This is a genomic window from Bradyrhizobium sp. UBA2491 (assembly GCF_002341725.1).
Lineage (GTDB): Bacteria > Pseudomonadota > Alphaproteobacteria > Rhizobiales > Xanthobacteraceae > Bradyrhizobium.
In genome coordinates, this window is sequence record NZ_DDOP01000050.1 from 1 (window position 1) to 24,236 (window position 24,236).

The 24,236-nt window shown below is 65.7% G+C and carries 26 protein-coding genes; 20 read left to right on the forward strand and 6 right to left on the reverse strand.

Features of this window, described 5'->3' with window-relative positions:
* Window positions 1–82: 82 nt before the first annotated feature.
* The 3 genes from B2W55_RS16485 to B2W55_RS16495 form a co-directional block, all read right to left on the reverse strand.
* Entirely contained in the window at window positions 83–916 is an 834-nt protein-coding gene (locus tag B2W55_RS16485; protein WP_024582570.1) for an ABC transporter ATP-binding protein, read from the reverse strand.
* Entirely contained in the window at window positions 913–2,181 is a 1,269-nt protein-coding gene (livM, locus tag B2W55_RS16490) for a high-affinity branched-chain amino acid ABC transporter permease LivM (RefSeq protein WP_371412480.1), read from the reverse strand. The genes B2W55_RS16485 and livM overlap by 4 nt, the downstream gene beginning before the upstream one ends.
* Before the next feature lie 67 nt (window positions 2,182–2,248).
* Window positions 2,249–3,166, reverse strand: a complete 918-nt coding sequence (locus B2W55_RS16495) for an ABC transporter permease subunit (RefSeq protein ID WP_024582568.1) — start codon at window positions 3,164–3,166, stop codon at window positions 2,249–2,251.
* A gap of 524 nt (window positions 3,167–3,690) precedes the next feature.
* On the opposite strand from B2W55_RS16495, the gene B2W55_RS16500 reads away from it, so the two are divergent.
* The gene (locus B2W55_RS16500; protein WP_024582567.1) at window positions 3,691–4,212 is read left to right on the forward strand and encodes a hypothetical protein; all 522 of its coding nucleotides are present in this window, start codon (window positions 3,691–3,693) and stop codon (window positions 4,210–4,212) included.
* Here the strand turns inward: B2W55_RS16500 and B2W55_RS16505 are convergent.
* From B2W55_RS16505 to B2W55_RS16515, 3 genes are all read right to left on the reverse strand, one after another.
* Window positions 4,192–4,584, reverse strand: coding sequence for a carboxymuconolactone decarboxylase family protein (locus B2W55_RS16505; protein WP_024582566.1), 393 nt, complete (start codon window positions 4,582–4,584; stop codon window positions 4,192–4,194). The genes B2W55_RS16500 and B2W55_RS16505 overlap by 21 nt on opposite strands.
* A gap of 114 nt (window positions 4,585–4,698) precedes the next feature.
* Window positions 4,699–5,481 carry a 3-oxoadipate enol-lactonase gene (gene pcaD, locus B2W55_RS16510; protein ID WP_024582565.1) on the reverse strand — a complete coding sequence of 261 codons (783 nt, stop codon included), beginning with the start codon at window positions 5,479–5,481 and terminating at the stop codon, window positions 4,699–4,701.
* A gap of 41 nt (window positions 5,482–5,522) precedes the next feature.
* On the reverse strand, window positions 5,523–6,878 hold the full coding sequence (locus B2W55_RS16515; protein WP_024582564.1) for a 3-carboxy-cis,cis-muconate cycloisomerase: 1,356 nt from the start codon (window positions 6,876–6,878) through the stop codon (window positions 5,523–5,525).
* Window positions 6,879–7,085: 207 nt separating this feature from the next.
* Between B2W55_RS16515 and B2W55_RS16520 the strand changes: the two genes are divergently transcribed.
* The 19 genes from B2W55_RS16520 to B2W55_RS16610 all read left to right on the forward strand — a co-directional run bounded on the left by B2W55_RS16520 (window position 7,086) and on the right by B2W55_RS16610 (window position 24,135).
* Window positions 7,086–7,532 (forward strand): SRPBCC family protein, encoded by a 447-nt coding sequence (locus tag B2W55_RS16520; protein ID WP_016840413.1) that lies wholly within the window; start codon window positions 7,086–7,088, stop codon window positions 7,530–7,532.
* A gap of 231 nt (window positions 7,533–7,763) precedes the next feature.
* Window positions 7,764–8,249, forward strand: a complete 486-nt coding sequence (locus B2W55_RS16525) for a (2Fe-2S)-binding protein (RefSeq protein WP_024582563.1) — start codon at window positions 7,764–7,766, stop codon at window positions 8,247–8,249.
* Window positions 8,250–8,348: 99 nt separating this feature from the next.
* Complete coding sequence (locus B2W55_RS16530; RefSeq protein WP_024582562.1) at window positions 8,349–9,155, forward strand: FAD binding domain-containing protein; 807 nt, start codon at window positions 8,349–8,351, stop codon at window positions 9,153–9,155.
* A gap of 97 nt (window positions 9,156–9,252) precedes the next feature.
* The gene (locus B2W55_RS16535; protein ID WP_024582561.1) at window positions 9,253–10,161 is read left to right on the forward strand and encodes an AAA family ATPase; all 909 of its coding nucleotides are present in this window, start codon (window positions 9,253–9,255) and stop codon (window positions 10,159–10,161) included.
* Between the two features lie 145 nt (window positions 10,162–10,306).
* Window positions 10,307–11,509, forward strand: coding sequence for a vWA domain-containing protein (locus B2W55_RS16540; protein WP_024582560.1), 1,203 nt, complete (start codon window positions 10,307–10,309; stop codon window positions 11,507–11,509).
* Window positions 11,510–11,538: 29 nt separating this feature from the next.
* Complete coding sequence (locus B2W55_RS16545) at window positions 11,539–11,862, forward strand: XdhC family protein (protein ID WP_024582559.1); 324 nt, start codon at window positions 11,539–11,541, stop codon at window positions 11,860–11,862.
* A gap of 2 nt (window positions 11,863–11,864) precedes the next feature.
* Window positions 11,865–12,566, forward strand: a complete 702-nt coding sequence (locus B2W55_RS16550) for an XdhC family protein (protein WP_024582558.1) — start codon at window positions 11,865–11,867, stop codon at window positions 12,564–12,566.
* Window positions 12,563–14,167: an NTP transferase domain-containing protein gene (locus B2W55_RS16555; RefSeq protein WP_024582557.1), complete on the forward strand. Its 1,605-nt coding sequence runs from the start codon at window positions 12,563–12,565 to the stop codon at window positions 14,165–14,167. Before B2W55_RS16550 ends, B2W55_RS16555 begins: the two co-directional genes overlap by 4 nt.
* Window positions 14,168–14,442: 275 nt before the next feature.
* A complete protein-coding gene (locus B2W55_RS16560; protein ID WP_043855788.1) occupies window positions 14,443–14,793 on the forward strand; it encodes a DUF4189 domain-containing protein in 351 nt (116 codons plus the stop codon).
* A gap of 332 nt (window positions 14,794–15,125) precedes the next feature.
* On the forward strand, window positions 15,126–15,536 hold the full coding sequence (locus B2W55_RS16565; protein WP_024582555.1) for a DUF2000 family protein: 411 nt from the start codon (window positions 15,126–15,128) through the stop codon (window positions 15,534–15,536).
* Window positions 15,537–15,605: 69 nt separating this feature from the next.
* Window positions 15,606–15,992: a VOC family protein gene (locus B2W55_RS16570; protein ID WP_024582554.1), complete on the forward strand. Its 387-nt coding sequence runs from the start codon at window positions 15,606–15,608 to the stop codon at window positions 15,990–15,992.
* Window positions 15,993–16,118: 126 nt separating this feature from the next.
* Window positions 16,119–16,829 (forward strand): TetR/AcrR family transcriptional regulator, encoded by a 711-nt coding sequence (locus B2W55_RS16575; protein WP_080891171.1) that lies wholly within the window; start codon window positions 16,119–16,121, stop codon window positions 16,827–16,829.
* Window positions 16,826–17,611: an HlyD family secretion protein gene (locus B2W55_RS16580; RefSeq protein WP_024582552.1), complete on the forward strand. Its 786-nt coding sequence runs from the start codon at window positions 16,826–16,828 to the stop codon at window positions 17,609–17,611. Before B2W55_RS16575 ends, B2W55_RS16580 begins: the two co-directional genes overlap by 4 nt.
* Window positions 17,608–18,555 (forward strand): ABC transporter ATP-binding protein, encoded by a 948-nt coding sequence (locus B2W55_RS16585; protein ID WP_024582551.1) that lies wholly within the window; start codon window positions 17,608–17,610, stop codon window positions 18,553–18,555. The genes B2W55_RS16580 and B2W55_RS16585 overlap by 4 nt, the downstream gene beginning before the upstream one ends.
* Window positions 18,556–18,573: 18 nt before the next feature.
* Window positions 18,574–19,737: an ABC transporter permease gene (locus tag B2W55_RS16590; protein ID WP_024582550.1), complete on the forward strand. Its 1,164-nt coding sequence runs from the start codon at window positions 18,574–18,576 to the stop codon at window positions 19,735–19,737.
* 72 nt (window positions 19,738–19,809) lie between these two features.
* Window positions 19,810–21,126 (forward strand): adenylate/guanylate cyclase domain-containing protein, encoded by a 1,317-nt coding sequence (locus B2W55_RS16595; protein ID WP_024582549.1) that lies wholly within the window; start codon window positions 19,810–19,812, stop codon window positions 21,124–21,126.
* A gap of 70 nt (window positions 21,127–21,196) precedes the next feature.
* A complete protein-coding gene (locus B2W55_RS16600) occupies window positions 21,197–21,925 on the forward strand; it encodes a GntR family transcriptional regulator (protein ID WP_024582548.1) in 729 nt (242 codons plus the stop codon).
* A gap of 53 nt (window positions 21,926–21,978) precedes the next feature.
* Window positions 21,979–23,223, forward strand: a complete 1,245-nt coding sequence (locus B2W55_RS16605) for an MFS transporter (RefSeq protein WP_024582547.1) — start codon at window positions 21,979–21,981, stop codon at window positions 23,221–23,223.
* A 15-nt stretch (window positions 23,224–23,238) separates the two neighbouring features.
* Window positions 23,239–24,135 (forward strand): amidohydrolase family protein, encoded by an 897-nt coding sequence (locus tag B2W55_RS16610; RefSeq protein WP_024582546.1) that lies wholly within the window; start codon window positions 23,239–23,241, stop codon window positions 24,133–24,135.
* The last annotated feature ends 101 nt before the right edge of the window (window positions 24,136–24,236 follow it).

Below are 24,236 nucleotides of genomic sequence, written 5' to 3' on the forward strand. Positions count from 1 at the left end.
GACAAGCCCGGGCATGACGGGGAAAGAGAATGCTCGATGATCAGCCCCTTGCAGGGGGAGGTGGGAGGCTTCGGGGCCGCGCTCACGTGCCGCTCTCCATCACGGCGATCGCTTCTTCCTCGTCGGCGCCGAGATAGGCGGCGATCACCTTGGGGTCGTCGCGCACGGCCTGTGGCGTGCCTTCGGCGATCTTGACGCCGTAGTCCATCACTACGACATGGTCGGAAATCTCCATCACCACCGACATGTCGTGCTCGATCAGCAGGATCGAGGTGCCGTGGTCGTTGCGGATCGAGAGCAGCAGCTCGTTCAGCCCGCCGCTCTCGCGCGCGTTCAATCCGGCGGCCGGTTCGTCGAGGCAGAGCAGCACGGGCTCGGTGCACATCGCGCGCGCGATCTCGAGCCGGCGCTGGTCGCCATAGGCGAGGTTGCCGGCAGCATCGTCGGCGCGCGCGAGCAGACCGACGCGGTCGAGCCAGGTCCGCGCCAGCTCGATGGCGCGCTCCTCGGCCGCGCGCCACGACGGCGCGCCGATCAGGCCGAGCAGGGTCAGCCCCGAGGCGCGCATCAGCGCGTTGTGCTGGGCCACCATCAGGTTCTCCAGCGCGGTCATGCCGGGAAACAGCCGGATGTTCTGGAAGGTGCGCGCCACCTTGGCGAGCTTGGTGATGCGGAAATCGCCGAGCCGCTCGAGCTGCATGGTGCGGCCATCATCATGGGCGAGCCGGATGGCGCCGCCGCTCGGCCGGTAGAAACCGGTGATGCAGTTGAACACTGTGGTCTTGCCGGCGCCGTTCGGTCCGATCAGCGCGGTGATCTGGCGCCGCTGCGCGGTGAAGGAGAGTTCGTTGACCGCGACGATGCCGCCGAAGCGCATCATCAGGCGGTCGACGGTGAGGATGTTGTCGCCGCTCATCCGTGGCCCTCCTTGACGAGGTCGGACGAGATCGCCTGGTTGCGCTCCAGGAACACGGTCGGCGCGCGATGGCCGATCAGGCCGCGCGGCCGCCAGATCATCAACAGCACCATCGCGATGCCGAACACCAGCATGCGGTACTGATCGAAGCCGCGGAACAGTTCGAAGCCGCCGATCATGGCCACCGCCGCCAGCGCGACGCCGAGTTGCGAGCCCATGCCGCCGAGCACGACGATCGCCAGCACCAGCGCCGATTCCTGGAAGGTGAAGGATTCCGGGCTGATGAAGCCCTGCCGGGTGGCGAAGAACGCGCCGGCGAAGCCGCCGAACATCGCGCCGGTCGCAAACGCGGTCAGCTTGGTCGTGGTGACGTTGATGCCGAGTGCGCGGCAGGCCACTTCGTCCTCGCGCAGCGCTTCCCAGGCGCGGCCGATCGGCAGCCGGCGCAACCGGATCGTCACCCAGTTGGTAAGCAGCGCCATCGCCAGGATCAGATAGAACAGGAACACGATGCGGTGGGTCGGCGAGAAGTCGATGCCGAGCTTGGCCGCAAGCCCGTCATCGCTGTTGTCGAGCGGAATGCCGAACAGCGTCGGGCGCGGGATGCCGGAGACGCCGTTGGGGCCGCCGGTCAGGCTTTGCCAGTTGATGATGACGAGGCGGATGATCTCGCCGAAGGCCAGCGTCACGATCGCGAGATAGTCGCCGCGCAGCCGCAGCACCGGGAAGCCGAGCAGCACGCCCCAGAATGCCGCGAGGATGCCGGCGAGCGGCAGGCAGACCCAGAACGACAGGCCGAAATTGGTGGCGAGCAGGGCGTAGGAATAGGCGCCGACCGCATAGAAGGCGACGTAGCCGAGGTCGAGCAGGCCGGCGAGACCGACCACGACGTTGAGGCCCCAACCCAGCATCACGTAAGTCACGACCAGGATCGAGAGGTCGAGAATGTAGCGCTGGTTGTAGAAGATCACCGGGACCAGGAAGGCGAACACCAGCAGCGCCGGAGCCAGCCAGCGGCCGGCGAACGACATCGCCGCCTGCACCGGTTTCGGCACGACGCGCTCGGTATCGACCGGTCCCCACCATTGCCGCAGCAATTCGATGATGATGCTGCCGCCGAACACGGTGCCGACCATGGCCGCGAGATCGCCGAACCGCGTCCAGTAGATCAGGCCGCCTTGCGGGCCGGCCTCGGTACGTACGCCGATCATCAGCGAGAACAGCACCAGCGCGACGACGGCGCTGATCAGGGCTTTCTTGAGAATGAAGGCGCTGCCCGAGGGCTGCGCGGCGTGCGAGGGGCGGGCGGATGTCGCGCTCACGAAGTGCCTGTCAGACTTTTTCGACTTCGGGACGGCCGAGCAGGCCGGTCGGCATGAAGATCAGCACCACGATCAGGATCGAGAACGCGGCGACGTCCTTGTACTCGACCGAGAAATACGCCGACCAGAACGTTTCGATCAGGCCGATCGCGAGCCCACCGAGCATCGCGCCGGGCAGCGAACCGATGCCGCCGAGCACCGCGGCGGTGAACGCCTTGATGCCGGCGACGAAACCCATGAAGAAATCGACCAGCCCGTAATAGAGCAGGTACATCATGCCGGCGACGGCGGCCAGTGCGGCACCGATCACGAAGGTCATCGAGATGGTGCGATCGACATCGACGCCGAGCAGCGCCGCCATGGTCTGGTCCTGCTCGCAGGCGCGCATGTCACGCCCGAGCCGGGTGCGCGAGACCAGCCAGGTGAACACCGCGAGCAGCACGATGGTGGCGAGCACGACCACGATCTGGATATTGGAGAGCTGCACCGCGAAGCCTTCGGGGCCTTCATGCAGCGTGTAGCCGCCGGTGATGATCGGCGGCACCGGCTTGACCCGCGCGCCCTGCGACACCTGCGAGAAATTGGTCAGCACGAATGACATGCCGATCGCCGACAGCATCGGCGCCAGGCGGAACGAATGCCTTAAGGGCCGGTAGGCGATGCGCTCGATGGTCCAGCCATAGAGCGCGGTGATCACCATCGAGACCAGCAGCACGATCAGCAGGATCAGGGGAATCGCAGTGAGGCCGAGCGACACCAGCACCAAAAACGAGATCATCGCGATGAAGCCGCCGATCATGAAGACGTCGCCATGGGCGAAATTGATCATGCCGACGATGCCGTAGACCATCGTGTAGCCGATGGCGATCAGGCCGTAGATCGAACCGAGCACGAGGCCGTTGATCAGTTGCTGGGCGAAATAATCCATGCGCTGCCGCTAGTCCCCACTTCGCTCGAAAACGCCACGTCGCGTGTGACGCGGCAAGGGCCCCCGGCAGCCTGATCCGTCGCGTCGTGTCATTTTCTAACAGTGGAACCCCCGCGGCGGCAACAGCATGGCAGCAGCAGAAAGGGCTTGTACATAACTACTTTGGCGGGTGCGGTTCAGATGTCACAGGGACGACGCGACCTTGCCTTGCAATGATCGCGCCGGAACCCGTGTTCCAGGGTGCGGTCGGAAGCCCGATCCGAGGCGGCAAGACTGGACGCCTGATCCGAACGGTGAGGCCACCGCGTGCCCGCGGACACGGGCCCGTCGAAGGACGCGGCCCAGAGACGAGCCGGCCTGACTTGATGCATCGTTTTGACACGGCGCCGACCGCCCTTATGACAATCCCCAGGCCAGTTAAGGTAAACAAAGGGTTTAAATTGCCGCCGGCAATTGATCGGCGTTACCTCGCTGGCTGAACCGTCGCCGCTCCCAAAGGCGCCGGAGACAAACGGGAAGCGGCAATGTCGAATACCTGGCGGATCAGCTCCTTCAACGGCGCGCTGCTCGCGGCTTATTTCATTCCGGTCTGGACCATCATCGCCTTCAGCATCATGGTGTCGCCGATCCACGGCCTCTATGAGCGGCCGAGCGTGTCGATCGCGCTGTATGCCAGCGACTATCTGCACCTTGGCAAGATGGCGACGGTGCGGCTCGCATGGCTCCTGGCGCTGGCGCGGATCACCGTGGCGGCATTCTTCGCGGTCTTCCTCGCGATGACGGTGTTTTCGCCGTTCCGCCGAAGCAGCGGCGCCGACGAGGCGCTTGCGGTGGCGCTCTGCCTCGGCAGCGTGCTGAGCTTCGCCAGCATGGTGATGGCCTCCAAGGTCGGCGAGATCGAAGCGCTGCGCATGCATGCATCGGAGCTTCTGATGCTGCTCGGCACCGCGATCGTGATGCTGTTCGAGACGTCGCCGAAGCGCGCACGGGCGGCTGCCACCGACGCAACCGCGCCGGCAGGCGAGCTATCCCTTCAGCAGCCCTAGTTCTGCGATGATCGCGCCGGCTTCCTTGACGGCGTGATTGGCCGCCGGCACGCCGCAATAGATCGCCTGTTGCAGCAGGATCTCCTTGATGTCCTCGGGCGAGAAGCCGCCCTCGGCGAGCGCCGCGCGCACATGCAGGCGGAATTCGTCCCATTGGCCGAGCGCCACCATGGTGCCGATCACCAGCACGCGGCGGGTGCGGTGATCGAAATGCGGCCGGGTCCAGATGTCGCCCCACGCATAACGGGTGATCAGGTCCTGGAAGTCGGTGTTGAACGCGTTGCGGTTCTTGATCGACTTGTCGACCCATTCATTGCCCAGCACCTTGCGGCGCTGCGTCATGCCGTCGTCGCGACGCTGATTGTCGTCCATCGATGTCTCCTTCGGTCATCGCGAGGAGCGAAGCGACGAAGCAATCCATGTCCCGGCAGGCGGTGACATGGATTGCTTCGCTCCGCTCGCAACGACGTCCATTGCTGCTGGTGGTTAGCGTTGCGTCAGGAAGCCGACCACGGCTTCGGTGAAGGCGTGCGATTGCTCGACATTGGAAATATGCGCGGCATCGAGCAGCGTCATGCTGGCGCCGGGAATGCCGCTGCGGATCATCTCTCCCGCCGACACCGGCGTTGCCATGTCCTGCTTGCCGGCGATCACCAGCGTCGGGCTCTTGATCCTGGGCAGCAGCGCACGCTGGTCGAGCGTCGAGAGCGCTTCGCAGCAGGCAAGATAGCCTTCGACCGGCGAGGCCAGCAGCATCGCCTTCATGCGTGCCGTGGTCTCCGGCTCACGCTCGCGGAAATCGGCAGTCAGCCAGCCCGCGATCACGGCGTCGGCGACCGCGGCGATGCCGCCTTCCTTCACCGCCTTGATGCGGTTCAGCCAGTTGGTCGGATCCGGATAGTAGCAGGCGGTGTTGGCGAGGACGATCTTGCCGAACCGCTCGGGCGCGTTGGCGCCGAGCCATTGCCCGACCATGCCGCCCATCGACAGGCCGCACCAATGCACCTTGTCGATGTTGAGGTCGTCGAGGATCGCCAGCACGTCGCGGCCAAACCGCTCCATGGAGTAGGGGCCGGCCGGCACGCCGGATTTGCCGTGACCTCTGCGGTCGTAGCGGATGACGCGGAACAACTGCGTCAGCGCCCGCATCTGCGGCTCCCACATTTGCAGGGTGCAGCCGAGCGAGTTCGACAGCATCACGGTCGGCCCGCCGTCGCGGCCGTCCACCTGGACGTTGAGCAGGCACCCGTCGGCGTTGATCATCGGCATTTCTTGCTCCTTGTCAGGCGCGGGCGAACGCGCGCTTCCACTTACTCGTCATCCAGCGAAGCCAGCAGGCGGTCGATCAGCGCCTGCGAGGCGCCCTGATAGGCCATCGGTTCGAACAGTGCCGCGATCCGCTTCGCATCGAGGTGCGCGGTGACCTTGGCGTCCGCCGACAGCACGTCGCGCAGGTGCTTCTTGTTCGCGATCGCCTGCTTGCTTGCGGCCTCGATCAGATGGTGGGCATCGCTCTTGCCGATCTTCTCGGCCAGCGCAAACGTCACGGCTTCCGCCATGATCAGCCCATGGGTCGCATCGAGATTGACGCGCATCCGCGCCGCGTCGACCTCGAGCCCTTCGGCGACATCGACGATCGCGGCGAGCGCACCCGACGTCACCAGCATCAAGCCCGGCAAGGTCGGCCACTCCGCATGCCAGGGACCGGCGCTGCGCTCGTGGTCCTGGACCTGCGCGGCGAAGATCGTGGCGGCGAGGTTCGGCGCCATGGTCGCTGCTCCCAGCGCGCTGGCGGCGGCGACCGGATTGCGCTTGTGCGGCATGGTGGAGGAGCCGCCGCGGCCGGCGCCGGCCGGCTCGAAGGCTTCGCCCACATCGGTCTGCATCATCAGCGAGACGTCGCGCGCGATCTTGCCGCAACTGCCGGCAAGGATCGCGAACACAGATGCGGCCTCCGCGATGCGGTCGCGATGAGTGTGCCAGGGCGCATCTGGCAAGGGCAGGTCCAGTTCTTTCGCGAGCTGGGCTGCGACCGCGAAGCCCTTGTCGCCGAGGGCGGCGAGCGTGCCGGCGGCTCCGCCGAATTGCAGCGTCAGCGTCTCGTGGCGCAGCCGTTGCAATCGCTTGCGGGAGCGGTGCAAGGCTGCGGCATATTCGGCGAGCTTCAGGCCGAACGGCATCGGCAGCGCGTGTTGCAGCCAGGTTCGCGCCACCATTGCGGTGTTGCGATGGGCGCGGGCGAGGTCGGCAAACCCCGTAACGGCGCGGTCGAGGTCGGCGAGCAGCGCGTCGATGCCGGCGCGCAGCGACAGCATGGTCGCAGTGTCGATGACGTCCTGGCTGGTGGCGCCCCAATGTACGTAGCGCGCCGCCTCGGCATCAGCCTTGGCGACCTCGGCGGTCAGGGCCTTCACCAGGGGGATGGCCAGATTGCCGGACCGCGTCGCGGCGTCGGCCAGTGTTGCCAGGTCGAATGATTCGGCCTTGCAGGCTTTCGCAATCGGCGTCACGGCGGCCCACGGAATCACGCCGACCGTCGCCTCGGCGCGGGCCAGCGCGGCCTCGAAATCCAGCATGTTCTGTAGCGTGGCGGCATCGTCGTACACCGCGCGCATCGCGGGGCTCGACAGCATCGGCGCAAGCAGGGGAGAGAGGGCTGTGCTCATGGCGTGCGACCTAACCATTCCCGCAGCCCGCTGCCAATGCCCGCCGGCATCGCAATCGCAAGGCGGATTGCTCGATTTCGCGAGCGATCGCGCGGCTTTGCTGCGCTGCGAATATGCATCGCTCATCCTCCGAAGGTGCCCTTTTCTTTGCGTGCCGGCTGCTTTACTTGGGGAAACAGGTTTAGCTAGCGATCGAGGAGGTCCCCCATGGCCATGACAATGACCGGCGAAGTCCAGCTTGCGGCGCCGCGCCAGGCTGTGTGGGACAAGCTCAACGATCCCGAAGTGCTGAAGGCCTGCATTCCCGGCTGCGAGGAACTGGAGAAGACCGACGAGGGCGGCTTCCGCGCCACTGCCAAGATGAAGGTCGGCCCGGTCTCCGCCCGCTTCAAGGGCAAGGTTACCTTGAGCGATCTCGACCCGCCGAACGGCTACAAGATCTCCGGCGAAGGCGAGGGCGGGGTTGCCGGCTTCGCCAAGGGCGGCGCCACGGTCGGCCTTGCCGACAAGGATGGCGGCACGCTCCTGAGCTACAACGTGGAGGCGCAGATCGGCGGCAAGCTCGCCCAGCTCGGCCAGCGCCTGATCAACGGCGCGGCCAAGAAGCTCGCCGACGAATTCTTTGCAAATTTCGCCAAGGCGGTGCAGGGTTAGAGCGTTTTCGAGCGAAGTGGGCACCCGGTTCGCGTGAAGAGAACGCGTCAGAACTAGAGTCTATCCTGCTCGTGGGACGGGTCATTCGGACCCCGCGATGCCTTGCCGTTATGTCCTGGATGGGTGGCTCGAAAGGTTGCCCATCGCGGGGCGCGCCCATATTATGCCGTCTGGAATGATTTTAAACCGCCTGCTTCGCCGATATGCGGTGGTGCAGATAAGAGAGTGCTGATGGCCAAGATTTCAATGATCGTGAACGGCAACCCCGTGAACGCGAATGTCGACCCCCGTACCCTTCTGGTCCAGTTTCTGCGCGAAAATCTGCGGCTGACCGGTACGCATGTCGGCTGCGACACCTCGCAGTGCGGCGCCTGCGTCGTGCATCTCGACGGCAAGGCGGTGAAGTCCTGCACCACGCTTGCGGTGATGGCCGACGGTCACGAGGTCAAAACCATCGAGGGACTGGCGGCTGACGGGGCGCCGCTGCATCCGATGCAGGAGGCCTTCCGCGAGCATCACGGCCTGCAATGCGGCTTCTGCACGCCCGGCATGATCATGACCGCGGTCGACATGGTGCATCGCAAGGGCCACGAGCTCACCGATGAAGTGATCCGCGAGGAGCTGGAAGGCAATCTGTGCCGCTGCACCGGCTACCAGAACATCGTGGCCTCGATCGCCGCCGGCGCCAAGGCGATGGCCAAATCGGATCTCGCTTAGTCGGACTTGGCTTAGTCGGACCTGGCTTAGACAAGCCGGAGCTCGCTCAATCAGCAATTCATCGCGACAAGCGATCAGGACATTCCCAGGAATTTGCCAATGTACGAATTCAAATATCATCGTCCCGGCACCGTGCGGCAGGCCGCCAACCTGCTGGTGAAGAACGAGGACGCCAAGCTGATCGCCGGCGGTCATACGCTGGTGCCGGTCATGAAGCAGCGGCTCGCGAGCCCGCCGCACCTGGTCGACCTCTCCCATATCGAAGGTCTCGATACGATCGAGATGAAGGGCCGTTCGCTGGTGATCGGCGCGACCGCCAAGCACGCCGAGGTCGCGAACTCGGCGATCGTGGGCGAGGCGATCCCGGCGCTCGCCGAGCTTGCCGGCCTGATCGGGGATCCCGCGGTGCGCCATCGCGGCACCATCGGCGGCTCGCTCGCCAACAACGACCCGACCGCCGACTATCCTGCCGCGGTGCTGGCGCTGGGCGCGACCATCGTCACCAACAAGCGCCGGCTGAAGGCCGAGGAGTATTTCCAGGGCCTGTTCTCGACCGCGCTGGAGGCCGACGAGATCATCACCAAGGTGATGTTCCCGCTGCCGAAGAAGGCGGCCTACATCAAGTTCCGCAACCAGGCCTCGCGTTATGCGTTGGTCGGCGTGTTCGTGGCCAAGCGCCCGTCCGACGTGAGGGTCGCAGTCACCGGCGCGGGCTCTGACGGCGTGTTCCGCGTCACCGCGTTCGAGGAGGCCCTGAAGAAGCGCTTCTCGCACAAGGTGCTCGACGGCATCGAGGTTTCGGCCGAAGGCCTGAACAGCGACCTGCACGGCAGCGCCGAATACCGCGCGCATTTGATCGGCGTCCTGGCGCGCAGGGCGGTGGAAGCCGCCAACGCCAAGGACTAGCTAAGGACTAGATCCAAGGGACTAGATCCTGAGTGGATCCCAAGGATTAGATCTGACGCGTGATGTTGCTAACCCCTGTTCGAAGACTGGCTGTTCCATGAGTGCATCGGCGTTACCCACTTCCGTCGATGCGCTCGAGCAGCTGTTGACGTCGCGCGGCTATCTCGCCGAACGCTCGCTCGCGACCGTGACCTATCTCGCCCTGCGCATGGGCCGGCCGCTGTTCCTCGAAGGCGAGGCCGGCGTCGGCAAGACCGAGATCGCCAAGGTGCTGTCGGCGGCACTCGGGCGCAAGCTGATCCGGCTGCAATGCTATGAAGGCCTCGACGTTGCCTCCGCCGTCTATGAGTGGAGCAGCGCGGCGCAGATGATCGCGATCCGGCTGGCGGAAGCTTCCGGCGATACCGACCGCGACCAGCTCGCCAGCGATATCTTCGCCGAACGCTTCCTGATCAAGCGGCCGCTGTTGCAGGCGCTCGAGCCCGATGTCGCCGGCCCGCCGGTGCTCCTGATCGACGAACTCGACCGCGCCGATGAGGCGTTCGAGGCGTATCTGTTGGAAATCCTCAGCGACTTCCAGGTCACCATCCCCGAGCTCGGCACCGTCAAGGCGCCGGCACCGCCGATCGTGATCATCACCTCGAACCGCACGCGTGAGATCCACGACGCGTTGAAGCGGCGTTGCCTCTATCACTGGGTGGACTATCCCGCGGCCGAGCGCGAGCTCGCGATCGTCAAGTCGCGGGTGCCGAATATCTCCGCAAAACTGTCGCAGCAGGTCGTGCGCTTCGTGCAGGCGCTGCGCAACCAGGATTTCTACAAGTCGCCTGGCGTCGCCGAGACCATCGACTGGGCCACCGCGCTGTCGGAACTCGACGCCCGCTCACTGACGCCGCAGGTCGTCGGCGACACGCTGGGTGCGCTCTTGAAATACCAGGACGACATCGCGCGCATGCAGGGCGATGCGTTGCAGAAGACATTGAAGGAAGCGACGAGCGAGACGTAAGTCTCGCGCATGACACCGCTCGTCATTCCGGGGCGCGCCACTTGGCGCGAGCCCGGAATCCATTGGGCTAGGCGCGGGATGATAAATGGATTCCGGGCTCGCGCTGCGCGCGCCTCGGAATGACGAGTTGGAGAGATTGCACCGAATGCCCATCAACCACCTCGATCCCCCGACCGGCCACATGGCCGACAACGTGATCGGCTTTGCCCGCGCGCTGCGTGCCGCAGGCCTACCCGTCGGGCCGGGCTCGGTGATCGATGCGCTCAACGCGTTGCAGCTGATCGAGGTCGGCAACCGCGCCGATTTCTACGCCACGCTGGCGGCGATCTTCGTCAAGCGCCATGAGCATGCGCTGATCTTCCATCAGGCCTTCATGCTGTTCTTCCGCGCCGCCGAGGAGTGGAAGAGCATGTTGGATTCGGTGCCGCTGCCCGACCATGCCAAGAAGAAGCCGCCGCCGGCCTCGCGCCGGGTCCAGGAGGCGATGGCGCAGCCGGCCAGGAGCGAGGAGCGGCCGCAGGCCCAGGAGCAGGAGCTGAAGCTCTCGGTCTCCGACAAGGAGGTGCTGCAAAAGAAGGATTTCGCGCAGATGACCGCGGCCGAGATTGCCGAGGTGACGCGCGAGATCGCCAAGATGCGGCTGCCGCAGGCCGAACTCGTGACCCGCCGCTACCAGCCGGACGCGCGCGGCCTGCGGCTCGACATGCGCCGCACCGTGCGCAACTCGCTGCGCACCGGCGGCGAGATCATCGACATCAGGAAGCTCGGCCGGATCGAGAAGCCGGCACCGATCGTGGCGCTGCTCGATATCTCCGGCTCGATGAGCGAATACACCCGACTGTTTCTGCACTTCCTGCATGCCATCACCGACGCCCGCAAGCGGGTCTCGGTGTTCCTGTTCGGCACCCGCCTGACCAATGTGACGCGGGCGTTACGGGCGCGTGACCCCGACGAGGCGCTGGCGAGCTGCACATCCTCGGTCGAGGACTGGGCCGGCGGGACCCGGATCGCGACCTCGCTGCACACCTTCAACCAGCTCTGGGCCCGCCGGGTGCTGGGGCAGGGCGCCATCGTGCTCCTTATATCCGATGGACTAGAGCGGGAGGCCGATGCCAAACTGGCCTTCGAGATGGACCGTTTGCACCGCTCCTGCCGCCGCCTGATCTGGCTCAACCCGCTGCTGCGCTATTCCGGCTTCGAGGCCAAGGCGCAGGGCATCAAAATGATGTTGCCCCACGTTGACGAATTTCGCCCGGTGCATAACTTGACGTCCATCAAGGGCTTGATCGGGGCGCTGTCATCCCCGCCGCCGGCGCACCATCGCAGCCTGATCCGTTCTGTAGCCTAAGAAGCCTGACCCGATAGCAGGAGGCCACCATGCTCAATCGCGACGAAGACATCCTTCAGGCCGCCGAGGCCTGGCAGAAAGAGGGCCATGGCGTGGCGCTCGCCACCGTGGTCGAGACCTGGGGCTCGGCGCCGCGCCCGGCCGGATCGAGCCTCGTCATCAATGACGACGGCACGTTCTTAGGGTCGGTCTCCGGCGGCTGCGTCGAGGGCGCCGTCGTCACCGAGGCGCTCGACGTGATCGCGAGCGGCCAGCCAAAGATGCTCGAATTCGGCGTCGCCGACGAGACGGCCTGGAATGTCGGCCTGTCCTGCGGCGGCACCATCCGCGTCTTCGTCGAGAAGGTCGGTTAGCCGTGAAGCTCGAGATCCTGAAACAGCTGAACGCCGAGCGCGCCGCGCGCCGTCCGGTGATCATCGTCACCGACACCGCCAATGGCGAGCAGCGCCTGGTCAACGCCGCGGACATCGCCGCCGATCCGCTGCGCGCCGAGCTCGCCAAGCAGCTCAGAATGGGCAAGAGCGGCAATGTCGAGGTCGCCGGCAAGAAGCTGTTCCTCAACGTCTACGCGCCGACCGCGAAGCTCGTGATCATCGGCGCGGTCCATATCAGCCAGGCGCTGGCGCCGCTGGCGCGCTCGCTCGACTATGACGTGACGGTGGTCGATCCGCGCACCGCGTTCGCGAGCCCGGAGCGTTTTCCCGACGTGCCGCTGGTCGCCGAATGGCCCGACGTCGCGCTGCCGCCGCTCAACGTCGATCACTACACGGCGTTCGTCGCGGTGACGCACGATCCGAAGATCGACGATCCGGCGCTGCTGCACGCCTTCGACCGCGATTGCTTCTACATCGGCGCGCTCGGCTCGCGGAAGACCCATGCCAAGCGCGCCGAGCGGCTGCGCGCGCAGGGTGCGAAAGATAGCGACATCGCTCGCATCCATGCGCCGATCGGGCTCGACATCGGCGCAGTGTCGCCGTCGGAGATCGCGGTTGCGATCATGGCCGAGATCACTGCGCAGCTGCGTTTGCCCCCCAAGGAAAAAGAAGAAGCGGCATGAAGTTCGGTCCCGCCAGTCCGGCCGACGCGATTGGCGGCGTCACCGTGCATACGCTCCGGCAGGGTTCGCTGGTGCTCAAGAAGGGCACCAAGATCGGCCCTGACGAGGTCGAGGCGCTGACCAAGGCCGGCGTCAAGGATGTCGTCGTGGTGCGGCTGGAGCACGGCGACGTCTCCGAGGATGCCGCGGCCGCCAGCATCGCGCAGGCGGTAGCGGGCGAGGGCGTCAATGTCGAGCGCGCCTTCACCGGACGCGCCAATCTGTTTGCCGCGCGCCCCGGCGTGCTGGTGGTCGACCGCGCGGCGGTCGATCGCATCAACGGCGTGGATGAAGCCATCACCTTTGCGACGCTGTCGGCATTCAAGCCGGTGGTCGAAGGCGAGATGATCGCGACCGTCAAGCTGATCCCGTTCGGCGTCGAGGGCAAGTTGCGTGATGCCGCCGTCGCGGTCGCCGGCCGCGACACGCTGCGGATTGCGCCCTATGTGATCAAGAAGGTCGGCGTGGTCTCGACCCTGCTGCCGGGCCTCGCGCCGAAGGTGATCGACAAGACGCTGCGCGTCACCGCTGAACGCCTCGCACCGGCTGGCGCCAGCATCATCGCCGAGCGCCGCGTGCCGCATGACGAGACCGTGCTCGCCGCCTCGATCAAGGAATTGCTCGGCCTCGGCGCCGAGCTCGTCATCGTGTTCGGCGCGTCCGCGATCGCCGATCGCCGCGACGTCATTCCGGCCGCGATCACCGCGATCGGCGGCGCGATCGAGCATTTCGGCATGCCGGTCGATCCCGGCAATCTGCTCCTGATCGGCGGTGCCGGCGGTGTCCCGGTTCTGGGTGCGCCGGGCTGCGCGCGCTCGCCGGTCGAGAACGGGTTCGACTGGGTGCTGATGCGGCTGCTCGCCGGCATCAAGGTGACACGGTCGGATCTGACCGGCATGGGCGTCGGTGGTCTCTTGATGGAGATCGTGACGCGGCCGCAGCCGCGCACCGTGCCGGACACCGAAGGCAACCGCCACGTCGCGGCGATCGTGCTCGCCGCCGGTCGCTCGACCCGGATGGGCGGCCCGAACAAGCTGCTCGCCGAGCTCGACGGCAAGAAGCTCGCGCGTATCGTCGCCGAGCAGGCGCTGGCCTCGAAGGCCTCGGAGGTGATCGTCGTCACCGGGCATCAGGCCGGTCTGGTCGAGCAGGCGCTCGACGGGCTCAAGGTGAAATTCGTCCGCAATCCGGACTTCGCCGGCGGCCTCGCAAGCTCCGTGAAGGCGGGCATTTCGGCGGTGTCCGACAATGTCGATGGCGCGATCGTCTGTCTCGGCGACATGCCGCTGATCGATGCGCAGCTGATCGACCGACTGATCGAGACGTTCGCGCCCGATCGCGGCCACCTGATCGCGGTCCCGGTCAGCGAGGGCCGCCGCGGCAATCCGGTGTTGTGGTCGCGCAGATTCTTCAGGGAATTGATGACGCTCGACGGCGACATCGGTGCTCGTCACCTGATCGCCAAGCATGCCGAGGTGGTCGCCGAGGTCCCGGTCGAAGGCAACAGCGCCTTCCTCGACATCGACACGCCGCAAGCGCTGGAAGCGGCAAGGCGGAGCTAGCCCCACCGTCGTCCCGGCGGAGGCCGGGACCCATTACCACCGAAGGTTATTGTTGCACGACGTAGGGGCCACAGCTTCTTTCAATAACTGCATCCTGTGGTTATGGGTCCCGGCTTTCGCCGGGACGACGCGCGGATAGCACGCGCCAGCAACTCGTCATTCACCATCTGGCAACGACCCCTGCGTACAGTCCGCGTCGGGCTTTGGGGGATTTCCGCTTGATCATTTCGACCGCCGCCGCGCAGCGTCGCGCGCTGACGATTCTTGTCTTGACATTGCTGCTTGGCGCCACGCGTTTCACCGTGGAAACCTTCGTCCCCAAGGCGCACGCGGCCGGCGCGTTCGCGGTCGGCAAATGCGGGGCCTATGGCCAGGCCTACGACTATCCCGCGGAGGGCGCGGCGCGCGCCGCGGCCCTGAAGCAATGCAAGGGCGACTGCACCACCGTCACCATGAAGCGCGCCTGCGCCGCGCTCTCGATCGACATGAAGAATCCCTGCGGCGCGCATGGCTATGCGGTGGCGCCGAAGATTTCGGGCTCGCTCAATGCGGCCACCAAGAAGTGCTACGACTATGGCGGCAAGGAATGCGTGATCCGCGCCTGGGCCTGCGACGCCAAGGGGTAGGGTGCAATCCGGAACAGCGGGCGGATGCGGCGCCGCGACGTTTAGTTTTCGAGCAGGTGCTGGCCAACGGCATACACACGGCATGCCGTGTCCCTGCAATCCGTGACGGCATTCTCGCGCGCTTCCGCGATCGTTCTGCCAGTGCCGTAGCCGCAGCCCCCTTTGCCGTTGATCGCAAACGCCTCGGCGTCGCTGCGCTGGGCGACATAGCCGGTGAACGCCCTCCCGCATCCCGGTGAAAGACCAGGCGGTACGGCAAGCGCCCGGCCGGCAGATGAGGGATGCGCCACCGGTACTGGCGCTTGCGACCGGCCCGCGGATAGGCTCGCCGCATGCAGTTCGACACCAAGATCGCGGTCGTGATCCGCACCGACCTGGAAGTCTGGCAGAAGCTCAACGTGGCGTCGTTCCTTGCCGGCGGCATCGCGGCGTCGTTTCCCGAATGTATCGGCGAGAGCTACCAGGATGGCTCGGGGACGAGATATCTCTCCCTGATCGGCCAGCCGATCCTGATCTACGGTGCCGACGGGCCTGCGCTGTCGCGGGCACTGGACCGCGCGCTGGCGCGCAACGTGAAGCCGGCGCTCTACACCGAAGAGATGTTCAAGACCACGCATGACGCCGCCAACCGCGAGGCGGTGAGGGCGGTGGCGCGCGGTGACCTCAATCTGGTCGGCCTCGCCATCCGCGCCGAGCGCAAGGTGGTCGACAAGATTCTTGACGGACTCAAGTTTCACACGTAGTCGCGCACCTTGCGAACTACCCATCCTGCGTCTACTGGACCGCGCCAAGACGGTCCTCCGGAGGACAGCATGCTCGGTGATTGCAGCCTGATCGCTCTTCTGGCCACGACCGATGGGGCACGCACCCGGGCATTCTACGAAAGCGTGCTCGGTCTTCGCTTCGTCTCCGAGGATGATTTCGCCATTGTCTATGATGTGCAACGCACCGAATTGCGGGTGCAGAAGGTTCACGAACTGACGCCGCAACCGCACACCGCGCTCGGCTGGTCGGTACCGGATATCGAAGCCGCCGTGCGCGGGATCACGAACCGTGGCGGCACCTTCGAGCGTTATCCGCAACTCGCCCAGGACAGCGACGGCATCTGGCAATCGCCGTCGGGCGCCCGGATCGCCTGGCTCAGGGACCCCGATGGCAATGTACTGTCGCTGACCGAGCGGCCTCGCGCAGCGCGCTGACGCGAAGAGGGTGCGGCTGAGCCCGTACGGTGCCAAAGCAGGAAAGCTACACGTCGCCGCGGGTTACCTTTCATGACATTGACAATGACTGACCAGTCAGTCATAATCTCGGGCATGACAAAGCGCATGAAAACCACCGGTACGTCCCCGGCCACTCGCCGCACCTCCGTTCGTGTCGCCGCGGCCAAAATTCCGACGGTGGTCTCGGCACCGCTCGAGGAGGCCGTGCCTGCCTCCAGCCGTGCCGGAAAATCGGCGGAGCGGCGTGCAGCGATCGTGGAGGCGGCGATGGACGAGTTCATCGCCCGCGGCTTCGCTGCGACGCGGCTCGACGACGTCGCCAAGCGGGCGGGCGTCGCCAAGGGCACGCTCTATCTCTACTTCAAGGACAAGGAATCGATGTTCGAGGAGCTGATCCGCACCGCGCTGGTGCCGCTGATCAGCCGCATGACTGCGCTGCCCACCATCACCGGTCCGGTGCGGGACGCGGTGGAGCGATTCGCCGAGACCTTCATCCGCGAAATCGTGGCGACCCGGCGCGGCGACATCATCCGTTTGATCGTGTCGGAAGGGCCGCGTTTCCCGGCGATCGCCGATTTCTATTTCCGCGAGGTGGTGTCGAAGGGGCTCGAGGCGATGAGCATGCTGGTCCAACTCGCGGTCACGCGGGGCGAGATCAAGCAGCGCGAGATCGCGCAGTTTCCCCAGCTCGTGGTTGCGCCCGCGATCGTCGCGGTGATCTGGCAGAGCCTGTTCGCCCGGCACGCGCCGCTCGACGGGCTCGCGATGTTCAAGGTGCATCTCGATCTGATCTTCGGCGAACGGAGGAAGACATGACCGCGTCGCGCATGATGAAGCTGATCACGATCGCCGCGCTGGCGGCGGCGCTCGCCGGGTGCAAGGAGAAGCGCGATCCCGGCTTCCAGGGCTGGGTCGAGGCCGACATGATCTTCGTCAGCCCCGATGAATCCGGCCGTGTCATCAAGCTCAACGTGCGCGAGGGCGACGAGGTCAAGCCCGGCGATCTGCTCTATTCGGTCGATGACGACCTGCAACGCGCCGATCTCAACCAGAACAACGCCACGCTCGCCAACGCGCAGCAGAGCTACGACCGCGCGGCCTCGCTTCGCGGCACCGGTGCCGGCACCCAGGCCAATCTCGATTCCGCGGTCTCGGCGCTGCGCGTCGCGGAGGCGCGCGTCGTCACCTCGCAGACCCGGCTCGACCGCCGCAAGGGTTTTGCGCCGATCGCGGGTTCGATCCAGCAGATCTATTTCCGCGAGGGCGAGATGGTGCAGGCACAACGCCCGGTGCTGTCGATCATGCCGCCCGGCAACATGAAGCTGCGCTTCTTCGTGCCGGAGACCGAGTTGCCCAAGCTCGCGCTCGGCGACGAAGTGAGGGTGACTTGCGACAATTGCGCCGCCGACCTGACCGCAAAAATCTATTTCATCGCCACCACGGCGGAATACACGCCACCGGTCATCTACAGCCTCGATGAGCGCAACAAGCTGGTCTATCTGATCCAGGCACGGCCGAGCCGGCCCGATGTCCTGCGAGTCGGCCAGCCGATCAGCGTCTACTTCAACCCCAAGACGCCGGTGGCGGACCGCAGATGAACGGCGGCCCAACCAGCGCGCCCGGCATTGCCATCGACGTCAAGGGCCTGACCAAGTCGTTCAATGGACGCGAGGTGGTCCATGACTTGTCGATGCAGGTCAAGCGCGGTTCGATCTACGGCTTCCTCGGTCCGAACGGCAGCGGCAAGACCACGACCATCCGCATCCTGTGCGGCCTGCTGACGCCGGACAGCGGCGAGGGCACCTGCCTCGGTTACGACATCCGGCGCGATGCCGACAAGATCAAGCGCAAGGTCGGCTACATGACACAGCGCTTCAGCCTCTACCAGGATCTGTCGGTGCGCGAGAATCTCGAATTCGTCGCGCGGCTCTATGGGGTGCCGGACGCGCGCGGCGCCGCGGCCGACATGATCGCGCGGATCGGGCTGAAGGGCCGCGAGGAGCAGCTCGCCGCCAACCTCTCCGGCGGCTGGAAGCAGCGGCTCGCGCTCGGCGCCTGCACGCTGCCCAATCCGCAATTGCTGTTGCTCGACGAGCCGACCGCCGGCGTCGATCCGAAGGCGCGGCGCGATTTCTGGAACGAGATCCATGCGCTCGCCGCCGAAGGCCTCACCGTGCTGGTCTCGACCCACTACATGGACGAGGCCGAGCGCTGTCACGAGATCGCCTACATCGCCTACGGCCATCTGCTCGCCCACGGCACCGTGGACCAGGTGATCGCGGCCTCGGCGCTGTCGACCTGGACGGTGACGGGCGAGGATTTCAACGGGCTGATGGGCGAGCTGACCGGCAAGCCCGGCGTCGATATGGTGGCGCCGTTCGGCACCAGCCTGCACGTCTCCGGCCGCGACAAGGCGGCGCTCGAAGCGGCGATTGCGCCCTATCGCGACAATTCGAAATGGCGCTGGCAGCCGAGCGAACCGTCGCTCGAAGACGTCTTCATCGACCTGATGGGGCGCTCCAAGGACAATTTCCAGGGATGAGTGCCAAGGACAAGTAACATGAGTGCGACGGATACGATCCGGAATGGCGAGACCGGGGAGCCGCGGTTCGGCTTCTGGCGGCGCAGCTATGCGATGCTGGTCAAGGAGTTCATCCAGCTTCGCCGCGACCGCGTCTCGTTCGCCATGATCATCATGCTCCCGGTGTTGCAGCTCACGCTGTTCGGCTACGCCATCAACACCACGCCGCGCAATCTGCCGACCGCGGTGCTGACCCAGGAGGACACCGATCTCGGGCGTTCGATCCTGAAGGCGATGGAGAACACCGCCTATTTCCATTTCGTCCGCGAGGTCCACACCGTCGAGGAGTTCGACGAACTGCTGCAATCCGGCAAGGTGCTGTTCGGCGTCGAGATCCCGCGCGGCTTCGAGCGCGCGGTGCGGCGCGGCGACAAGCCGGCGCTGCTGGTCGCGGCCGACGCCACCGATCCGGTGGCGGCCGGCTCGGCGCTCGGTGCGCTCGGGCCGTTGGTGCAATCGGCCTTGGCGCACGACCTGCATATCGGCGATCCCCCTGACATGCCGTTCGAGATCCGCGCCCATGCGCGCTACAATCCGGCGGCGGAATCCCGCCTCAACATCGTGCCCGGCCTGGTCGGCACCATCCTGACCATGACCATGCTGATCTTCACTGCGCTGTCGGTGACGCGCGAGATCGAACGCGGCACCATGGAGAGCCTGCTGTCGATGCCGATCAAGCCGGTCGAGGTGATGTTCGGCAAGATCATCCCCTATGTGCTGGTCGGCTTCATCCAGGCCGCACTGATCATCGGCATCGGCGTGTTCGTGTTCGGCGTGCCGGTGCTCGGCAGCTTCGCGCTGCTGGCGCTGCTCACCACGCTGTTCATCACCACCAACCTGTCGATCGGCTACACGTTCTCCACCATCGTGCAGAACCAGTTGCAGGCGATGCAGCTCTCGATGATGTTCTTCCTGCCGAGCATCCTGCTGTCCGGCTTCATGTTTCCGTTCGCGGGCATGCCGGTCTGGGCGCAATATATCGGCGAGGCGCTGCCCCTGACCCATTTCGTCCGCATCGTCCGCGCCATCATGCTGAAGGGCGCGGCGATGCAGAACCTGGAATACGACACCATCGCGCTCGCCACCCTGATGCTGTTCGCCATGACCGTCGCCGTGACGCGCTTCCGCCGCACGCTCGATTGAGGCTAGAATGGTCCCAATTGTTGATTGTCATTCCGGGTTCGCCTCGCGCCCCGGAATGACGGGCGAGGGGAAATGGCTGGATTCTGGGGCACCAAAGACAGCGCGACGCCGGACACCACCGTCTCCGCCGATTTCCACCACGCGCTGATGCGCGAGGTGATGACCACCGAGCTGCTCCGCATCAAGGTGCTGATCGGCACCACGATCGTGCTCGGCGCGATCAGCCTGCTGGTGTACTTCTTCGCCCCCGAGGCGGTCAGCCGGGTCTGGCACGGCAACCTCAGCCCGATCTATGTGTTCTACGTCATCGTGCCGCTCATCGTGTTCGAGCTGTGGGTGCACGCGGCGATCAGCTGGCACATGCGCAAGGGCCGCGACCTGCCGGTGATCCGGCGCTATATCGGCGTGCTGGTCGAAACCTCATTGCCGACCGTGGTGCTGGCGTTGCATATCGACAGCATGGGCCGCCAGGAGGCGCTCGGTTTCGTGGCGCCGCTGACCTACTTCCTCTTCATCATCCTCTCGACCCTGCGGCTCGACTTCTGGCTTTCGACCTTCACCGGCTTCGTGGCGGCGGCGGAGCTGTTCTACATGGCGGTGTACTTCCATGCGTCCGGCGGCGTCGAGACCGGCCCCGGCATCTATTATCACGCCGCGCGCAGCTCGATCATCCTGATCTGCGGCGTGCTGGCCGGCGCGGTCGGCATGCAGTTGCGGCGGCAATTCGGGGCCAGCATTGCGGCCGCGACCGCGCGTGATCGCATCACCAATCTGTTCGGCCAGCACGTCTCGCCGCAGGTGGTCGAACGCCTGATGGCGGAGGGCGCCAGCACCGGGAGCGACCTCCGCCGCGTCGCGGTGATGTTCGTCGACTTCCGTAGCTTCACCGCCGGTGCGCGCGCGCGCTCGCCGCAGGAGGTGGTGGACCGGCTCGACGGCGCCTTTGCGGTGCTCGTCGAGATCCTCGACCGCCACGGCGGCATCGTGAACAAGTTCCTGGGCGACGGTTTCCTCGCGCTGTTCGGCGCGCCGTTCGAGACCGGTGACGCCGCGCATCAGGCGGTTGCCGCTGCGCGCGAGATGCTGGCGGCCAATGAGCGTTCCAACGCGTCGTCGAGCTGGCCGCTGCGGATCGGGATCGGCATCCATGTCGGTGAGGTCGTCGCCGGCAATATCGGCTCGCCGCGGCGCAAGGAGTACACGGTGATCGGCGACACCGTGAACTTCGCCGCCCGGCTCGAGGCGCTCAACAAGGACCTCGGCACGCAATTCCTGATCTCCGCCGCCGTGCGAGATGCGCTCGGCGAGGAGTGCACGGACGCGGTCCCGCGCGGCGAGATCCCGGTGCGGGGTTACGAGCACCCGGTGCCGGTCTGGCAACTGGGGTAGGGGTATCCGTGGATCGGAGGTGTCATGGTAGTCTGTTGACGTCATGTCATATACTCATATAGATGACTATATGAGTTCAGATCTCGACGACCGCCTGCCGCGCTACCAGCGTCTCCGCGACGACCTCGCGGCGCGGATCAATCGCAACGAGTGGCGTCCGGGCGATCTGATCCCGTCGGAGGCCGAGCTCGGCGCGCATTACGGCGTCGCCATCGGCACCGTGCGAAAAGCGATCGATCAGCTGGTCAGCGACGGCGTACTGGAGCGCCAGCAGGGCCGCGGCACCTTCGTGCGCCGGGCCCGCTTCAATTCCTCGCTGTTCCGCTTCTTCCGCTTCCAGTCCGAGCGCGGCGAGCGCCGCGTTCCGCAGAGCCGGATCCTGCGGCGCAAGGCGATGCCGGCGACCTCGGCGGTGGCCTCGGCGTTGCGCATCACGGTCGGTGAGCCTGTGATCAGCCTGTCGCGCCTGCGGCTGATCGACGACGTGCCATTGCTCGCCGAGGAGATCTGGCTGCAACGATCGCGCTTCGAGGCGATCCTTGCGCTCGAGACCGCCGAGTTCGGCGATCTGCTCTATCCGCTCTACGAGGACCGCTGCGGCCAGGTCGTGGTCTCGGCCGATGAAATCCTCACCGTCGAGGTCGCGAACGAGATGCAATCGCGGCTGCTGCGGCTCGAGGCCAACGCGCCGCTGATCGTGATCGAGCGCCTGGCCTTCGATCTGGAGCGACGGCCGATCGAATGGCGCCGCTCGCGCGGGCCGGCGGATCGCTTCCGCTACCACGCCGAGATCAGGTGAGCGCGGCAACCAAGCACAACGACACAACAACACAACAATTCACGGGAGGATACATGGCAAACTGGTACAGCGAATGCTCGCCGCTCGAGCGGCGTACCTTCTGGGCAAGTTTCGGCGGCTGGGGGTTGGACGCGCTCGACGTCCAGATGTTCAGCCTGGCGATCCCGGCGCTGATCACCGCATTCGGGATCAGCAAGGCCGATGCCGGCCTGCTCGGCTCGGTGACGCTGTTCTTCGGCGCGTTCGGCGGCTGGCTCGGCGGTGCGCTCGGCGACCGCTTCGGGCGGGTGAAGGCGTTGCAGATCACGGTCGCGACCTTTGCGCTTGCGACCTTCGCCTGTGCTTTCGCGATGAACTACACCCAGCTCGTGGTCCTGAAGGCCATTCAGGGCATCGGCTTCGGCGCCGAATGGGCCTGCGGTGCGGTGCTGATGGCTGAGATCATTCGTCCCGAGCATCGCGGCAAGGCGCTCGGCGCCGTGCAGAGCGCCTGGGCGGTCGGCTGGGGCGCCGCCGTGTTGCTCTCGGCCCTGGTGTTTACCTATGCGCCGGCCGACATCGCCTGGCGCATCCTGTTCGCGGTCGGCCTGATCCCGGCTCTGCTGATCCTGTTCATCCGCCGCGGGTTGAAGGAGCCGCCGCGTGCGGTGTCGCGCGCGGCCGAACCGCCGTTCTTCGCCACGCTCGCTGGAATCTTTCATCGCGACGTGCTGCGTTCGACCTTGATCGGTGGCCTGTTCGGCATCGGCGCCCATGGCGGCTATGCGGCGTTGACGACGTTCCTGCCGACCTTCCTGCGCGAGGAGCGGCATCTCTCGGTGCTCGGCTCCAGCGCCTATCTCGCCGTGATCATCGTCGCCTTCTTCTGCGGCTGCGTGGTCTCCGGGATCATCAGCGACCGGATCGGGCGGCGCGCCAACGTGACGCTGTTCGCCGCCGCCTGCGTCGTGACGGTGCTGGTCTATATCTTCGCGCCGCTGTCCAATTCGCAGATGCTGGTGCTCGGCTTCCCCCTGGGCTTCTTCTCCGCGGGCATTCCTGCCAGCATGGCGGCGCTGTTCAGCGAATTGTACCCGGCCGGCGTGCGCGGCACCGGCGTCGGCTTCTGCTACAATTTCGGCCGCATCGTCTCCGCCGCGTTCCCGTTCCTGGTCGGCTATCTCAGCGATCACATCGGCCTTGGTGCCGCGATCGGGATCGACGCGGCGTTCGCTTATTCGCTGGTGCTGATCGCCGTGCTGATGCTGCCGGAGACCCGCGGCAAGGTCTTCGAGCAAGCCGCTGCAACGCGCGCGTGAAAATGGGGAATGATCATGACATCTTACGAACATGGGTTGACGCGGCGCCAGTTTGCTGCGGGGATTGCCGCGCTGTCGGCCGGCGGCATCGTGAGCAAGGTGAGGGCTGAGGTGCCGAAACTTTCGATCGACACCCATTCCCACGTCTTCCATCGCGGGCTGAAGCTCGCGGCGGGCCGGCGCTATGCGCCCGACTACGACGCGCCGCTCGCGCTCTATCTGCAACAGCTCGACCAGAACGGCATGACCAATGGCGTGCTGGTGCAGCCGAGCTTTCTCGGCACCGACAATTCCTATCTGGTCGAATGCCTGAAGGCGACCAATGGGAGGCTGCGCGGCATCGCCGTGGTCGATCCCGCCGTCGCCGCGGATGAGCTTCGCGCGCTCGATAGCGCCGGCGTGGTCGGCATCCGCCTCAACCTGGTTGGCCAGACGTTGCCTGACCTGGCCTTGCCGGAGTGGAAGGCGCTGCTCGCCGAGGTCAAGACAATGGGCTGGCAGGTCGAGATCCAGCGCAAGGCCGCTGATCTTGCGATGCTCGCGCCGAAGCTGCTCGATCTCGGCGTCAACGTCGTGCTCGATCACTATACGTTGCCTGATCCGAAGCTCGGAATCGATGATCCCGGATTCCAGGCGGTGCTCAAGCTCGGCGCGTCGCGAAAGGTCTGGGTCAAGATTTCTGCGCCATATCGCAACGGACCCAATGGTGAGGCATTCGCCAAGCAGGCTTATCCGCTGCTGCGTACGGCCTTCGGCGTCGATCATCTGCTGTGGGGCAGCGACTGGCCGCACACGCAGTTCGAGGCGACGCAGAATTACGCCAAGAACCGCAAATTCCTCGACGAGCTCGTGACCGATGCCGATGAGCGGGCGCGCGTGCTCGCATCGCCGCGTGCATTGTTTCGGTTCTGAGGCATGATCCGGAAAAGCGCGAAGCGGTTTTCCGAGAAGAGATCATGCTCCAACAACGCGCGTGATTGTACCGAGTGCTCTGATGGGCGTCGTTGCGGCTG

Excerpts from the sequence above, each read along its gene's own strand:
- B2W55_RS16540 (WP_024582560.1), top strand. The coding sequence starts at position 10,307 with ATGCCCATCAACCACCTCGATCCCCCGACCGGCCACATGGCCGACAAC.
- B2W55_RS16570 (WP_024582554.1), top strand. The coding sequence starts at position 15,606 with ATGCTCGGTGATTGCAGCCTGATCGCTCTTCTGGCCACGACCGATGGG.
- B2W55_RS16600 (WP_024582548.1), top strand. The coding sequence starts at position 21,197 with ATGAGTTCAGATCTCGACGACCGCCTGCCGCGCTACCAGCGTCTCCGC.
- B2W55_RS16595 (WP_024582549.1), top strand. The coding sequence starts at position 19,810 with ATGGCTGGATTCTGGGGCACCAAAGACAGCGCGACGCCGGACACCACC.
- B2W55_RS16545 (WP_024582559.1), top strand. The coding sequence starts at position 11,539 with ATGCTCAATCGCGACGAAGACATCCTTCAGGCCGCCGAGGCCTGGCAG.
- B2W55_RS16555 (WP_024582557.1), top strand. The coding sequence starts at position 12,563 with ATGAAGTTCGGTCCCGCCAGTCCGGCCGACGCGATTGGCGGCGTCACC.
- pcaD (WP_024582565.1), bottom strand. The coding sequence starts at position 5,481 with ATGCCGATGATCAACGCCGACGGGTGCCTGCTCAACGTCCAGGTGGAC.
- B2W55_RS16500 (WP_024582567.1), top strand. The coding sequence starts at position 3,691 with ATGTCGAATACCTGGCGGATCAGCTCCTTCAACGGCGCGCTGCTCGCG.
- B2W55_RS16610 (WP_024582546.1), top strand. The coding sequence starts at position 23,239 with ATGACATCTTACGAACATGGGTTGACGCGGCGCCAGTTTGCTGCGGGG.
- B2W55_RS16485 (WP_024582570.1), bottom strand. The coding sequence starts at position 916 with ATGAGCGGCGACAACATCCTCACCGTCGACCGCCTGATGATGCGCTTC.
- B2W55_RS16565 (WP_024582555.1), top strand. The coding sequence starts at position 15,126 with ATGCAGTTCGACACCAAGATCGCGGTCGTGATCCGCACCGACCTGGAA.
- B2W55_RS16530 (WP_024582562.1), top strand. The coding sequence starts at position 8,349 with ATGTACGAATTCAAATATCATCGTCCCGGCACCGTGCGGCAGGCCGCC.
- B2W55_RS16495 (WP_024582568.1), bottom strand. The coding sequence starts at position 3,166 with ATGGATTATTTCGCCCAGCAACTGATCAACGGCCTCGTGCTCGGTTCG.
- B2W55_RS16520 (WP_016840413.1), top strand. The coding sequence starts at position 7,086 with ATGGCCATGACAATGACCGGCGAAGTCCAGCTTGCGGCGCCGCGCCAG.
- B2W55_RS16505 (WP_024582566.1), bottom strand. The coding sequence starts at position 4,584 with ATGGACGACAATCAGCGTCGCGACGACGGCATGACGCAGCGCCGCAAG.
- B2W55_RS16515 (WP_024582564.1), bottom strand. The coding sequence starts at position 6,878 with ATGAGCACAGCCCTCTCTCCCCTGCTTGCGCCGATGCTGTCGAGCCCC.
- B2W55_RS16605 (WP_024582547.1), top strand. The coding sequence starts at position 21,979 with ATGGCAAACTGGTACAGCGAATGCTCGCCGCTCGAGCGGCGTACCTTC.
- B2W55_RS16585 (WP_024582551.1), top strand. The coding sequence starts at position 17,608 with ATGAACGGCGGCCCAACCAGCGCGCCCGGCATTGCCATCGACGTCAAG.
- B2W55_RS16525 (WP_024582563.1), top strand. The coding sequence starts at position 7,764 with ATGGCCAAGATTTCAATGATCGTGAACGGCAACCCCGTGAACGCGAAT.
- B2W55_RS16535 (WP_024582561.1), top strand. The coding sequence starts at position 9,253 with ATGAGTGCATCGGCGTTACCCACTTCCGTCGATGCGCTCGAGCAGCTG.
- B2W55_RS16580 (WP_024582552.1), top strand. The coding sequence starts at position 16,826 with ATGACCGCGTCGCGCATGATGAAGCTGATCACGATCGCCGCGCTGGCG.
- B2W55_RS16590 (WP_024582550.1), top strand. The coding sequence starts at position 18,574 with ATGAGTGCGACGGATACGATCCGGAATGGCGAGACCGGGGAGCCGCGG.
- B2W55_RS16575 (WP_080891171.1), top strand. The coding sequence starts at position 16,119 with ATGAAAACCACCGGTACGTCCCCGGCCACTCGCCGCACCTCCGTTCGT.